Source organism: Patulibacter medicamentivorans (genome assembly GCF_000240225.1).
Classification (GTDB): Bacteria; Actinomycetota; Thermoleophilia; order Solirubrobacterales; family Solirubrobacteraceae; genus Patulibacter; species Patulibacter medicamentivorans.
Genome location: NZ_AGUD01000067.1, coordinates 1 through 13,156 on the forward strand (window position 1 = coordinate 1; position 13,156 = coordinate 13,156).

The 13,156-nt window shown below is 74.9% G+C and carries 12 protein-coding genes; 7 read left to right on the forward strand and 5 right to left on the reverse strand.

Annotation, left to right across the window (positions count from 1 at the left end):
* Together PAI11_RS26910 and PAI11_RS06820 are read left to right on the forward strand one after the other, a co-directional pair.
* On the forward strand, positions 1–1,158 hold a 1,158-nt coding region (locus tag PAI11_RS26910), incomplete at its 5' end, for a DUF7405 family protein (protein ID WP_050897151.1).
* Positions 1,155–1,646: a hypothetical protein gene (locus tag PAI11_RS06820; protein ID WP_007572252.1), complete on the forward strand. Its 492-nt coding sequence runs from the start codon at positions 1,155–1,157 to the stop codon at positions 1,644–1,646. The genes PAI11_RS26910 and PAI11_RS06820, both read left to right, overlap by 4 nt.
* A gap of 3 nt (positions 1,647–1,649) precedes the next feature.
* Here PAI11_RS06820 and PAI11_RS06825 read toward each other — a convergent pair whose 3' ends face one another.
* Positions 1,650–2,684, reverse strand: a complete 1,035-nt coding sequence (locus tag PAI11_RS06825) for an AraC family transcriptional regulator (protein WP_007572254.1) — start codon at positions 2,682–2,684, stop codon at positions 1,650–1,652.
* Positions 2,685–2,813: 129 nt separating this feature from the next.
* Here PAI11_RS06825 and PAI11_RS06830 point away from each other — a divergent pair, with 129 nt between their 5' ends.
* Both PAI11_RS06830 and PAI11_RS06835 read left to right on the forward strand, forming a co-directional pair.
* Positions 2,814–4,337 (forward strand): flavin-containing monooxygenase, encoded by a 1,524-nt coding sequence (locus PAI11_RS06830; RefSeq protein WP_081488306.1) that lies wholly within the window; start codon positions 2,814–2,816, stop codon positions 4,335–4,337.
* Positions 4,338–4,480: 143 nt separating this feature from the next.
* On the forward strand, positions 4,481–6,073 hold the full coding sequence (locus tag PAI11_RS06835) for a long-chain-fatty-acid--CoA ligase (RefSeq protein WP_007572259.1): 1,593 nt from the start codon (positions 4,481–4,483) through the stop codon (positions 6,071–6,073).
* 16 nt (positions 6,074–6,089) lie between these two features.
* Here PAI11_RS06835 and PAI11_RS06840 read toward each other — a convergent pair whose 3' ends face one another.
* Both PAI11_RS06840 and PAI11_RS06845 read right to left on the reverse strand, forming a co-directional pair.
* A complete protein-coding gene (locus tag PAI11_RS06840) occupies positions 6,090–7,280 on the reverse strand; it encodes a low temperature requirement protein A (RefSeq protein ID WP_007572262.1) in 1,191 nt (396 codons plus the stop codon).
* Positions 7,281–7,366: 86 nt separating this feature from the next.
* Complete coding sequence (locus PAI11_RS06845; RefSeq protein ID WP_007572263.1) at positions 7,367–8,122, reverse strand: SDR family oxidoreductase; 756 nt, start codon at positions 8,120–8,122, stop codon at positions 7,367–7,369.
* A gap of 215 nt (positions 8,123–8,337) precedes the next feature.
* Here PAI11_RS06845 and PAI11_RS28275 point away from each other — a divergent pair, with 215 nt between their 5' ends.
* Positions 8,338–9,261: a LysR family transcriptional regulator gene (locus tag PAI11_RS28275; RefSeq protein WP_007572265.1), complete on the forward strand. Its 924-nt coding sequence runs from the start codon at positions 8,338–8,340 to the stop codon at positions 9,259–9,261.
* Positions 9,262–9,264: 3 nt separating this feature from the next.
* Here PAI11_RS28275 and PAI11_RS06855 read toward each other — a convergent pair whose 3' ends face one another.
* On the reverse strand, positions 9,265–10,128 hold the full coding sequence (locus PAI11_RS06855; RefSeq protein WP_007572267.1) for a lipase family alpha/beta hydrolase: 864 nt from the start codon (positions 10,126–10,128) through the stop codon (positions 9,265–9,267).
* Between the two features lie 58 nt (positions 10,129–10,186).
* Here PAI11_RS06855 and PAI11_RS06860 point away from each other — a divergent pair, with 58 nt between their 5' ends.
* Positions 10,187–10,843 (forward strand): TetR/AcrR family transcriptional regulator, encoded by a 657-nt coding sequence (locus PAI11_RS06860; protein ID WP_007572269.1) that lies wholly within the window; start codon positions 10,187–10,189, stop codon positions 10,841–10,843.
* Here the strand turns inward: PAI11_RS06860 and PAI11_RS06865 are convergent.
* The gene (locus tag PAI11_RS06865) at positions 10,806–11,609 is read right to left on the reverse strand and encodes a class I SAM-dependent methyltransferase (RefSeq protein WP_007572271.1); all 804 of its coding nucleotides are present in this window, start codon (positions 11,607–11,609) and stop codon (positions 10,806–10,808) included. The genes PAI11_RS06860 and PAI11_RS06865 overlap by 38 nt on opposite strands.
* 158 nt (positions 11,610–11,767) lie before the next feature.
* On the opposite strand from PAI11_RS06865, the gene PAI11_RS06870 reads away from it, so the two are divergent.
* A complete protein-coding gene (locus PAI11_RS06870; RefSeq protein ID WP_007572273.1) occupies positions 11,768–13,060 on the forward strand; it encodes a serine hydrolase domain-containing protein in 1,293 nt (430 codons plus the stop codon).
* Positions 13,061–13,156: the final 96 nt, after the last annotated feature.

Below are 13,156 nucleotides of genomic sequence, written 5' to 3' on the forward strand. Positions count from 1 at the left end.
CGCGACCGCCGGCCGCCCCGGGGCCCGCTGCCGCTGGTCGTCGGGCGACCCCGGCGCCAGCACGCCTGGGACGCCGTCCTGCGGCGCGACGCCGCTGGCAACGCGCTGCCGCCGCGCCATCAGCTGCTGCTGCTCTGTCGGCTGGCCGCCGAGCCGACCGTCGAGCGGGCGTGGGCGGCGGAGGCCGCGCTGCGGCGCGTCGAGCAGGTGCTCCCGGGCGAGCCGCGGGGCCTGCTGCTGACGGTCGGCTGGGGCCACGCGTGGTTCCGGCGGATCGGCCTCGACCCGCCGATCCCGCGCGCGGCCGCGCTCAACGACGCCGAGCTTCCCCGGCTCGACGATCCAGTCTGCGTCCTGCACCTGGCCAGCGACGGCGAACGCACGCTGCGGCGCGTCGAGCGGGCGCTGTTCGGCGGTGGCACGCTGCCCGGCGCGAGCGGCCCGACGGATATCCGGGACCTGCTGCGGATCAGCGACCGGCGCAGCGGCTTCGTCGGCGCGGGCCTGCCCGATCGCCAGCGCCGCCGGGGGATCGTCGGCCTGCCGCAGGACCTCCCGCTGCCGGCTGGCGCCCCGCTCTACATGGGCTTCCAGTCCGGGCTGCGGCGCAACCAGGCGCGCGAGGACGACGTGACGATCGCCGCCGGCCGCTGGGCCGGGGGCACGACGATGCACGTCAGCTCGATCGCCCTCGCGCTCGACAGCTGGTACCGCAGCGTCGACGAGGCGGGCCGCGCCAAGCGGATGTTCACGGCCACGACGACGCCGGCCGACGTCCGCCGCAGGCCGGCCGGCCTGCCGTTGCGCTCGGACGTCGACGTGGCCCGCGTCGCGCGCGAGCACGCCGTCGTCGGGCACGCCGAGGCGGCAGCCGTCGCGCGTCGCGACGGACGACCGCTGATCATCCGGCGCGACTTCGACAGTGCCGACGGCGGCGCCGCGCGGCTCCACTTCGTCGCGCTCGCCGCGTCGATCGAGGACTTCGTCCTGACCCGCGCGGCGGTCGACGCGCGGGCCGCGGTCGGGGCCCACCCGGCGGTCGGCGTTCAAGTCAACAACGGCATCAACGAGTGGATGACCGTCGAGCGCCGCGCGAACCTGCTGGTGCCCGCGCGCGAGCAGCGGGTCTGCCCGGGCCTGCCGGGGTGGCGCGCGTGAGGACGATCCTGTCGCTGGTCGCGGCCGCGACCCTGGCGCTGCCCGCGGCCGCCGCGGCCCACGGCGGCGCGCTGCTCGGCGCCGCCGAGGCGGGGCCCTACCGCCTGCGGGTGATGGCGGCCGCGGTCCGGGAGCCGGGCCGCCCGGCCGCGCTCGACGTCACGACCTACGTCCAGGATCGCGTCAGCGGCCGGCCGATCGAGGACGCGCGGGTGTCGGTCGTCGTCGAGGTCGACGGCGCGGCCCGGCGCCACGGCGGCGAGCGGATCGGCAACGGCTACGAGGCCGTCGTGGCGGTCCCGGACGCGACCGATCCGGCGCGCTACGCGGTGCGCGTCGCGGTTCGCGGCCGGGAGGGCGCCGCGGCGCTGCGGATCGCGGCCGCGCCGCGCGCGCGAGCGCCGACCGCCGCGATCGCGGTCTCGGCGCTGCTGGCGATCCTCGCGCTTGCGTGGGTGTGGCGTCGCCGCCGAGCGCGGGCGGGCTAGGTGCTAGTCGCCCGCCGCCGCGGCGTTGCGCAACGACCCCGGCGTCCGACCCGTCCAGCGCTTGAAGGCGTGGGAGAAGGCGGCCGCGTCGTTGTAGCCGAGGTGGGCGGCGACCTCCTGGACGGAGAGGCCGCCCTCGGCCAGCAGGTTGCGGGCGAGCGTCTCGTGGACGTCGTCCCGCAGCGCGCGGAACGTCGTTCCCTCGTCGGCCAGCCGCCGTCGCAGCGTCCGCGGGTGGACGTGCAGCCGCCCGGCGATCGCCGGCAGGCCGGTCGACTCGCGCGACGTCAGCAGCATCGCGTGGACGCGGGCGGTCGTCGGGCCGTGCCCGTGGCGGCGACCGAGGAGGCTGGCCAGCTCGCGCTCCAGCGCCCGGACGGTGGCCGCGTCGGCCTGCGGCAGCGGCGCGTCGAGGATCGCTCGCGGCAGGTGCAGGACGTGGGCGGAGGCACCGCCCTCCAGGTCGATCTCCGGCAGGGCCCGGCGCAACGCCCGCTCGCGGGCCCCGGTGAACGCCGTCTCGACGCGCAGCCGCACCCCGCGCCCGAACGCCACCGGCGCCAGCGACACGATCTTCGTCAGCTCGCGCTCGACGAAGAAGCCGCGGGCGTCGGGCGGGATCTCCTCGTCGCCGAGCAGCACCCGTCCGCCCGCGCGATCCTCCTCGAAGCCGGCGCGGATGAAGGCGAACGACAGCTCGGCGTAGCGGACGCCCAGCCGCATCGCGTCGCGTCCGGTCGGGCTGGCCATCAGCGCGAAGCCCCAGAGCCCGAGCGCGCCGATCGTGTAGCGCCGGCCCGCCTCGACGCCGAGCCCGGGACGGTCGCCGAGCACCCGCAGCAGGTTGCGGGCGACCGCCAGCTCCTGGCCGGCCTCGATCAGCCGGTCGGGATCGTCGAGGTCGGCGGACGAGACGCCGCTCGCCGCCAGGCAGGTCGCCGGCGGGACGCCGTGGTCGGCGCCGACGGCGAGGATCAGCCGCACCCCGGCGGTGCCGCGGCGATGGTCCCACGAGGGTCGTCTCGTCTCGTCTGGCACGCGCTGTCCCCGATTCACAAGACTACGTCACGCCCGCGCATGGTCGCCCGGCGCCGAGGCGCCTACGGTGGTGGGCGAGAGGGCGCACCCCGACGACGGCGATCCTCGCCGCCGCGACGCGCACGACCGATGACCACGACGCGCACGAATCCCGACGGCCCGGCCCGCCCGCTGCGCGTGGCGATCGTCGGCGCCGGCTTCGGCGGACTGGCGACCGCGATCGAGCTCAAGCGTCACGGGGTCGCCGACTTCACCGTCTTCGAGCGCCACGAGCACGTCGGCGGGGTCTGGCAGGCCAACTCCTATCCCGGCGCCGCCTGCGACGTGCCGTCGATCATCTACCAGTTCTCCTACGCGATGAACGAGGACTGGAAGCGCCGCTTCGGCTCCCAGGCCGAGATCCGCGCGTACCTGGACGACGTCGCTCGCCGCTTCGGGATCCTCGACCACGTCCGCTTCGGGACCGCGGTCGAGGGCGTCGCCTACGACGACGACAGCGGCCGCTGGACGGTGACGCTGGCGGACGGCAGCAGCGAGCGCTTCGACGTCGTGGCCTGCGCCAACGGGCAGCTCAGCCGCCCCAAGGTCCCCGACGTCCCGGGTCGCGAGACGTTCGCGGGCGCGCAGTTCCACTCGGCTCGGTGGGACCACGACGTCGACCTGGCCGGCAAGCGGGTGGCGGTCGTCGGCAGCGGCGCCAGCGCCGTCCAGATCGTCCCGGCGATCGTCGACGCGGCCGCCCACGTGACGGTGATCCAGCGCTCGGCCAACTGGATCGTCAACAAGTACGACTGGGCCCCGTCGCGCCTGGAGCAGGTGCTGCTGACCCGGATCCCGCCGCTGATGCAGCTCTACCACCTGGCGATGTGGTGGTGGTTCGAGGCCCGGGTGCCGCTGATCTACCGCTGGATCGACCCGCTCCGGCGGCTGTGGGAGGCGCACCTGCGGCGCGGCATCCGGCGGAAGGTCGGGGACCCGGCGAAGGCCGCGGCCGTGACCCCGGACTACGCCCTGGGCTGCAACCGCGTGCTGCTCTCCAGCCAGTGGTACCCGACGATCGCCCGCGACGACGTGTCCGTGGTCGCGTCCGGGGTCGAGCGGGTGACGGAGTCGGGGCTGATCGCCGGCGACGGCACGGTCGTCGACGCCGACGTGCTCGTCTGGTCGACCGGCTTCACCCCGACCGAGTACCTGGCGCCGATGCGGATCAGCGGCCGCGACGGCCGCGACCTGCACCGGCAGTGGCGCGACGGGCCGGAGGCCTACCTCGGCCTGGCCACGCCGGGGTTCCCGAACCTGTTCATGGTCTACGGGCCCAACACCGGCAGCCTCACCAACACGATCATCTTCCTGCTCGAGCGGCAGGCGGCCTACATCCGCCAGGCGGTCGAGCACCTGCGGGCCGCCGACGTCGCGTCGGTCGAGGTCCGCGAGGACGTCCACCGCCGCTTCAACGAGCGGGTCCAGGCGCGGTTGCGCAAGACCGTCTTCACCACCGGCTGCCCCGGGTGGTACGCGACCGAGAGCGGCAAGGTCACGCAGGTCTGGCCCGGGTCGCACGTCGCCTACGCCCGCGCCACGGCGCGGTTCCGGGCCGAGGACTACCACCAGCGCCCGGCCGTCGCGGCGGCGCGGGAGCCCGTCGCCGGCTGACCGCGACCCTCGCGGCCGGCGGTCGCGCACGTCCGACGTCGCCCGCGGCCTGTGGCCGCGCCCCACCCGTCCGTCGGGGAACCACTGGCGCATCCCCGCTCATCGCGGATAGCGTCGGACGACCCCGTGACCCCGGAGCCCGCATGAAGATCACGCAGACGATCACCCGTTCCGCCCGCCTCGACCCGGACGGGATCGCGATCCGGTACCTCGACCGCGAGCGGACGCACCGCGAGCTGGCCGACCGCAGCGCCCGCCTCGCCGGCGCGCTGGTCGAGCTGGGGGTGCGGTCGGGCGATCCGGCGGGCGACGGCGACGCGCGCTACGGCACCCGGGTCGCGTTCCTGGGCCTGAACAGCGACCGCTACCTGGAGTTCTTCCTCGGCGTGCCGTGGGCCGGCGGCGTCTTCGTGCCCGTCAACGTGCGGCTGGCGCCGCCGGAGATCGTCTACTGGCTGACCGATTCCGGCGCGGAGGTCTTGCTGGTCGACGACGCCTTCGCGCCCGTCGTGCCGACGCTGCTGGAGCACGTGCCGAGCCTGCGCCACGTGATCTTCGCCGGCGAGGGGGAGACGCCCGAGGGCCTGCTCTCCTACGAGGACCTGGTCGCCGGGGCGGCGCCGATCGAGCCCCGGGACCGCGGCGGGGACGAGCTGGCCGGGCTCTTCTACACCGGCGGCACGACCGGGCGCTCGAAGGGGGTGATGCTGTCGCACACCAACCTGCTGGTCGACGCGCTGCACGGGCTGCCGACCCTCGGGATCACCCGTAGCAGCCGCTACCTGCACGTCGGGCCGATGTTCCACCTGGCCAACGGCGCCGGCATGTTCGGCGCCCTCGTCGCCGGAGCCGGCCACGTGATCGTGGACCGCTTCACGCCCGAGGGGACGGCGGTCGCGATCGAGCGCCACGGGGTCACCCACGCGCTGCTGGTGCCGACGATGATCGGGCTCTTCGTCGTCGATCCGGCGGCGCGCGAGCACGACCTGAGCTCGCTCCAGGGGCTGCTCTACGGCGGCTCGCCGATGACCGAGTCGGTGATCGCGGCGGCCCAGGAGCTGCTGCCCGGCACCGGGCTGGTCCAGGCATACGGCCAGAGCGAGGCGGGGCCGATCCTGACCATGCTCTCGGCCGAGCGGCACGTCTTCGAGGGGCCGCTGGCGGGCAAGACGCGCTCGGGCGGCGAGCCGGTGATCGGCGTCGACGTGGCGATCCTCGACGACGACGGCAACGAGCTGCCGCGCGGCGACGTCGGCGAGATCTGCGGTCGCGGCGACAACGTCATGGCCGGCTACTGGAACCTGCCCGATCAGACCGCCAAGGCACTGCGCCACGGCTGGCTCTACACCGGCGACGCCGGCTACATGGACGACGACGGGTTCGTGTTCGTGGTCGACCGGCTCAAGGACATGATCGTGACCGGCGGCGAGAACGTCTACACCGCCGAGGTCGAGAACGCGATCGCCGCCCACCCCGAGGTCGTCGAGTGCGCGGTGATCGGGATCCCGAGCGAGAAGTGGGGCGAGCAGGTCCACGCGGTGGTCGCGGTCCGCGAGGGATCGGCGCTCGACGGCGAGGCCCTGATCGCCCACTGCAAGCAGCTGATCGCCAACTACAAGTGCCCCCGCAGCGTCGAGATCCGGACCGGCGAGCTGCCGCGGTCGGGCGCCGGCAAGATCCTCAAGACGACGCTGCGTGAGCCGTTCTGGGAGGGCCGGACCCGCAGCGTCGCGTAGGCGCGCGCCGGCGGCGTCAGCCGGCCAGGTCCAGCTCCTGGCCGGCGGGCGCGGGCCCGCCGCGCCGCCGCCGGGCCCGCTCGTCGCTGAGCACCACCGCGGCGAGCACCAGCGCCAGCAGCGCCGCCACCAGCAGCGCCGGGGCGACGATGCCGATCAGCCCGGCGAGCAGGCAGGCCACGATGCCGATCGTCCGCGACGGGCTCGGGCCGCCCTCGATCCGCCACCGCATCAGGTCCTGGGCGAGCAGGTAGAGGACCGGGCCGGCGACCAGCGCCAGCAGCTGGGCGGTCGGCAGGTCGTCGCCGGGGTGCGCGATCACCAGCTCGTCGCCGACGGCGGTGACGACGATCCCGGCCACCAGCACGACGTGCAGGTAGGTGTAGACGTCGCGCGCGACGTTCGTCCGGTCGCGGGCCCGCTCGAGCGTCGACTCGGCGACCTGCGCGACCGAGCTGAAGTACAGCCACCAGAGCGCCGCGGTGCCGACGAACGCCAGCGCGATCGCGACCGCGCGCGCGGCGTCCAGCTCGAGCTCGGAGCTGGTGGCGCCGGTGATCACGATCGACTCGCCGAGGGCGATGATCACGAACAGCTGGAAGCGCTCGGCGAAGTGGCTGGTCTCGATCCGCCAGGTGCCCTCGGGCATCCCGGTCCGCCCCGGGACCCAGTACATGACCAGCGGACCGCCGTAGTCGACGGCCAGCGCGGCGATCCAGAGCACGGTCCGGGCGCTGCCGTCGGCCAGCGCGCCGGCGATCCAGAGCACGCCCGCGGTCGCGAACCAGACGAGGATCCGCGACGCCCGCTCGCGCTCGATCGTGCCCCGGCCGGCGGCCGCGAACGCCAGGAACGCGTGGCGGCCGACCTGGATCACCACGTAGGCGCCGACGAACAGCAGCGCGCGGTCGCCGAACGCCTCGGGGATCGCGATCGCCATCAACAGGCAGGCCAGCATCAGCCCGAGCAGCAGCAGCCGCACCGGGGTCGACTCGGGATCCAGCTCGTTGGTCGCCCAGGTCGTGAAGTTCCACGACCACCAGACGACGAGCAGCACCATCAGCGCCTGGCCGGCGCCCTCCCACGTCAGGTGCGCGAGCAGCAGGTGCGAGACCTGGGTGATCGCGAAGACGAAGACCAGGTCGTAGAACAGCTCGAGCGTGGTGGCGCGCTGGGCGCCCTCGGCGCGGCGAAGGGTGGTGGTCATGGGGAACCGGGGACGGGAGCGGAGACGACGACAGCGTACGCGGGCGGCCGGCCGATCGGGTGGGGACGGCCGGCCGCGCTGGCCCGTCAGCGGGTCGTGTAGCCGCCGTTGGCGAAGATCGTCTGGCCGGTGATCCACCAGCCGTCGGTGACGAGGAACTCGATGATCGGGGTGATGTCCTCGATCTTCGTCAGCTGCCCGTTGAGGCTCTGGGACTTGTGGTAGGCGACCGACTGGTCGTCCTCGGCCGGGTAGAAGAACGGCGTGTCCATCGGGCCCGGTCCGAGCGCGACGACGGAGATCCCGCGCGGGGCGAACTCCTTGGCGGCCGCGCGGGTGAAGTGCTCGACGGGGGCCTTGGCCCCGGCGTAGGTCGAGTAGAGCCCGGTGAACGCGGCCAGCAGCGAGGTCACGACCGTCAGGATCTTGCCGTCCTCGTTGAGCCGCTTGCCGGCCTCGCGGAGGAAGAAGTACGCCGCCTTGCTGTTGATGGCGAACATCTGGTCGTACTCGGCCTCGGTCGTCTCGACGATCGGCTTCTTCAGCACCTTGCCGGCCGTGTTGATCGCGACGTCGACACCGCCGAAGCGATCGATCGCCGCGTCGAAGAGGGCCTCCACCCGGGCGACCTGGGTCAGGTCGCCCTGCACGGCCAGCGCCTCGCTGCCGGCGGCCTGGACGGCGGCGACCGTCTCGTGGGCGGCGGCCGCGGTGGCGTCGCTGTTGTAGTGGACGACGACCCTGGCGCCGCGGGCGGCGACCTCGCGGCTGAGCAGGCCGCCGAGGTTCTTGGCGCCGCCGGCGATCAGGACGACCTTGCCGTCGAGCGAGGCATGGGGCATGGGGGACTCCGGTTCTTCGGGGGGGGGGACGGGGGCTGGGCGGCGCATCGGCCGGCAGCCGTCGACCACGCTACGAACGGCGGGCGGCGAGGGGAAACAGCGACTGTCGGTGACGTGACAGCGCGACGCTGTTACCGCCGTCGCGGCGGCTCGCCGATCGGCGGCCGCTACGGTGTCGGTGCCGGCGGCCCGGCCCGCGGCGCCGGATCGCTCGCATGCCCCCGCTGCCCCCGACCGCCGACCTGCGCAAGCTCGCCTACTTCGTCGCCGTGGCGGAGGAGCTGAACTTCACCCGCGCGGCCGAGCGGCTGCAGCTGGCCCAGCAGGCGCTGAGCACCGCGATCCAGCGGCTCGAGCGGGAGCTGGGGGTCGCGCTGTTCGAGCGCAGCACCCGCCACGTCTCGCTGACCGCGGCCGGGAGGGTCCTGCTGAGCGAGGCGCCGGGGCTGCTGGCGGCCGCCGAGGGCGCGTGGACGCGGACGCGGATCGCCGGTCGCTCGACCGAGCACCCGGTGCTGCGCGTCGGGCACACCCCGGCCCTCAGCGGCGAGGAGGTGATGGCGCTGCTGGAGCCGGTCCGGCGCGTCCACCCCGACCTGGCGGTGACGGTCACGCAGCGCTGGCCCGCGGATCTGCCGGGGCTGCTGCGGCGCGGCGAGCTGGACCTCGGCCTCGGCCGACGGCTCGCGGCGGCCGACGGCGTCGCGTCGCACGCGCTGTCGGGCGGCGACCACGAGCTGCGGGTCGCGCTCGCCGGCGACGACCCGCTCGCGGACCGCGACCAGCTGGCGCTCGCGGCGCTCGCCGGGCACGTGCTGATCATCTGGGCCGACCCGGAGCGCTCGGGCTACGCCCGCAGCCTGATCGACCTCTGCCGGTCGGCCGGGTTCGAGCCGCGGACCCGGATCAGCGCGATGCACGGCGCGCCGCCGGTCACGCACGTCCAGGGCCCGGGGGAGTTCGCGTTCGTGACCGCGCCCGCCGGCGCGACCACCGGCGACCGGGTCCGGGTCGTGTCGCTCCGCGAGCGCCCGGGCGCGCCGCTGACGGCGCTGGTGCCGGCGGGCGAGCCGTCGGGGCTGCTGGCGCCGATGCTGGCCCGCGCCGGCGCGGGCACGGACCAGCCGGCGCCGGCCTGAGCGTCAGTACGCGCAGCGCACCGGCTTGGCGTGCTCCGGATCGAGCGCGCGCTCGACCAGCTGCAGGACGTTCGGGTCGAACGCGACCGCGATGTGCTCGGAGACGTCGTTCGGGCAGACGTCCTGGAGCACGACGTTGGTTCCGCCGTCGCGCATGATCCCGCTGGTGTAGGGCTGCACGAGCTCGTCGTACCTGGTGACGATGTTGGTGTGCTCGATGCCGGGGATCGCCTCGCCGTCGGCGTTCAGCTCGTTCAGGTAGTCGGAGCCGGTGAGCGCCTGGGTGCAGGTCCCGCAGAGGCCGTGGACGAGCCCGATCACCGGCCCCGCCAGGCCGAGCGGCGTCAGCAGGTCGCGCAGCTGGGCGGCGCCGAAGAACGCGGTCCCGCGCCAGAGCGGCGTCATCGCGACGAACTTCTGGACCTTGGCCGCGCCGCCGAGCTTCTCGAGGTACCAGCGGGGCATCATCGTGCCCTCGGAGTGGCCGAGGATGTCGATCTTCGCGGCCCCGGTCGCCGCCAGGATCCGGTCGACGAAGGGCGCGATCTCCTTCGCGCTCTGCTGCATCGGGACGATGCCCTCGATCGGGTTGGGGATCAGCGCCTTCAGCAGCGGGTGCTCGCCGTAGTTGGTGGTGAACAGGCAGTAGCCGTCGGCCTTCAGCTTCGGGGCGAAGAAGCGCCAGGCGTCGCTGTTGCCGCCGAAGCCCTCCAGCATCAGCAGCGGCCGCGGGTGGGCGGCGCTCGGCTTGCAGCCGAAGTCGTTGGTCCCCGGCACCGCGGCGCCGGCCGGGGCGGAGACGGCGAACGCCGATACCGCCGTCATGATCGCCGCGATGAGCGCGGCCCTGATCCTCGTCGTGCGCATGGCTCCTCCAGCCTCCTCCGTCGTTCCCGGCGAGTAAAGTACCACGCGTTTCCTCACTATGCACGTCGAGATCTTCACCGCCGCCGTCCCGCTGCCCAAGGGCCCCCACGGGCTCCCCCGCGAGCAGGTCGCCGCGTCGCAGCGGATGCGGCTGATGGGCGCGATGGCGCAGCTGCTGGGCGAGGGCGGCTACGCGGCGGTCACGATCGGCGCGCTGGCCCGCCGCGCGTCGGTCTCGCGGGCGGCGTTCTACGAGCAGTTCGCCGACAAGCAGGAGTGCCTGCTGGCCGCCTACGACCACTTCGCGGCCGCGCTCGTGACCGCGATGACCGCCGAGCTCGAGCCGGACACGCCCTGGAGCGCGTTCATCGACAGCGCCCTGCTCGGCTACCTCGCGACGCTCGAGCGCAACCCGGTGGTCGCGCGGGCCTTCCTGATCGAGATGGAGGGCGCGGGCCCGGCGGCGCGCGAGCGGCGGCGGTCGGCGGTCGGCGGGTTCGCGGCCCTGATCGGCGACCGCCACGCGGCGATCCGGCGGCGCGATCCGTCCCTTGGCCCGCTCTCCGATCGCGCCTACCTGGCGATCGCCGTGGCGGTCCGCGGCCTGGTCGTCGAGGCGCTGGAGCAGGAGCGCGAGCCGCGGCTGACCGCGCTCGCCCCCGAGATCGTCGACTGGATCACCGCGCTGGTGCTGGGCGCCGGGCGCGCGGCGTGATCGGCCGGCCCTCGGCCGGACGCCGGGCGCCGACGACCTGGGAGAAGGCGCTGACGTGCTGCTCGATATCGACCAGCCCGGCGCGCGCGAACGCCCGCGGCACGTCGTCGCGCTCGAAGACCCGGACGCTGGTCAGCAGCCGGCTGGCGGCCTGCAGGCGGCGGGCCGGCCACGGGCCGCGGGCGCAGCTGGTGAGCACGGCGATCCGGCCGCCCGGCCGCAGCACGCGCGCCATCTCGTCGATCACCTGCTCGGGGCGCTCGATCAGGTAGAGCGCGCCGTAGCAGGAGACCGCGTCGATGCTGGCGTCCGCGAACGGCAGCCGGTGGGCGTCCCCGCGGACGTAGCCGACCGCCGGGCTGTCGGTGTCCCGGACCGCGCGCTCGAGCATCGAGGCCGCCGCGTCGAAGCCGATCACGAGCCCGTCGCCGACCGCGTCCTGCAGGCGGCGGGTCGTGTTGCCCGGGCCGCAGGCGACGTCGAGGACGGTGTCGCCGGGCTGGACGTCGAGCAGCTCGAGCAGCTGCGCGTGCTCGGCCGCGGTCGACCGCCCGGTGAACGCCTGGAAGCCGATCGGCCGCCAGAGCGCCTCGTAGATGTGGGGCAGCAGCGTCGAGCGCATCGCCCGCTGGCCGATGGTCGGCCGGACGGTGTCGACCTCGAGCAGGTCGAGGTAGCCGTCGACGGTCCGCGGCGAATCGCCGCCGTCGGGGCGCAGCAGGGCCGCGATCCGGCTGATCGCAGGCGGCGTGGTGGCGCTGGGCATCGCACGGGCTCCCGGTCGGGTGGTGGCGGAACGGTCGCAGGCCGGGGCGCTCGGCGCCACCCGGGGGACGCGGCCGGGTCAGCGGATAGCGTCCTGCCGACGTCGTCGACGGCACGCGGCCGCGGCCCGACGACCCCACGAGCGAGGACAGCGACGCGATGACCACCAAGCCCCTCTCCGACCGCGGCGCCGGTCGATCCCCGGCGTCCGGCGCGACCGGCGCCGGGCCGTTCGCGGGCGTCGGCGGGTACGTCGAGCCGGGGTTCGAGGCGATCGGGAAGCTGTTCTCGAGGACCTTCCGGGCAGCCGGCCGGGGCGGCGGCTCGTTCGTCGTCCGCCACCGCGACCGGGTCCTGGTCGACATCTGGGCCGGGGTCGCCGATCCGGCCTCGGGGCAGCCGTGGCGGCGGGACAGCCTGGGGCTCTCGTTCTCGACCAGCAAGGGCGTGGCGTCGACGGTCATCCACCGGCTCGCCGACCAGGGGCTGCTGGACTACGACGAGCCGGTCGCGACCTACTGGCCGGAGTTCCGGGCCGGCGGCAAGGGCGCGATCACGGTTCGCCAGCTGCTGACCCACCAGGCGGGCCTCGATCGGCTGCGGCCGATCGCCCCCGACCTGCCGGCGCTGCTCGACCACGTCGGGGCCGAGCAGCGGCTGGCGGCGCGGACGCCCGACCACCGGCCGGGCCGGCCCGCGTACCACGCCGTCACCTACGGCTGGCTGCTCGGCGGCCTGGCCCGCGCGATCACCGGTCGCGGGATCGACGAGCTGCTGGCGTCCGAGGTCAGCGAGCCGCTCGGCGTCGACGGACTGCACTTCGGTCGCCCGCGCGCCGGCGGCGAGCGGGTCCCGACGCTGGTCGGCGGGCTCGGGCCGCTGCTCGGGCTGGTGCCGGCCGCGGCGCTGCTGCCGGGGTTCGCGTCGCCCCGCCGCGGCCTGGAGTCGGTCTACGCCCCCGGGCTCGCGGCGGCGTTCACCGGTCGCGACGCGCCCGGGCTCGACACCGTGATGCCGGCCGTCAACGGGATGTTCAGCGCCGAGTCGCTGGCGACGCTCTACGGGGCGCTCGCCAACGGCGGCAGCGTCGACGGCCGCCAGCTGCTCTCGCCGGAGACGGTCCGCCGGATCGAGCGGGTCGAGTCGCGGGCGCCGGACCTCAACGTCGTGATCCCGATGATCTGGCGGCTGGGGTACCACCAGGCGTTCGTCCCCGGGGCCTGGCTGCCGCGGGCGTTCGGGCACTTCGGCTACGCCGGCTCGGGCGCCTGGGCGGACCCGGCGTCGGGGCTCTCGGTGGCGTTCGTCACCAACCGGATCTATCCGCCGCACACGCCGTTCGGGGACCTGCTGCTGTACCGGCTCAGCCAGCTGACGGTGGCCGCGTTGCGCCGTCGTCGCGGTCCCGGGGCCTCGTCGGCCGGCGGGGACGGTGCGGCCGCTCCCGCGTGAGCGCCCGCGGTGCGGCGCGGCGGCTCATCGTGAGCGCCGCGCTCAGGCGGCGCGGCGGTCGCCGTCGACCCGGCGCGCGGCGGCGTGCCCGCGGCG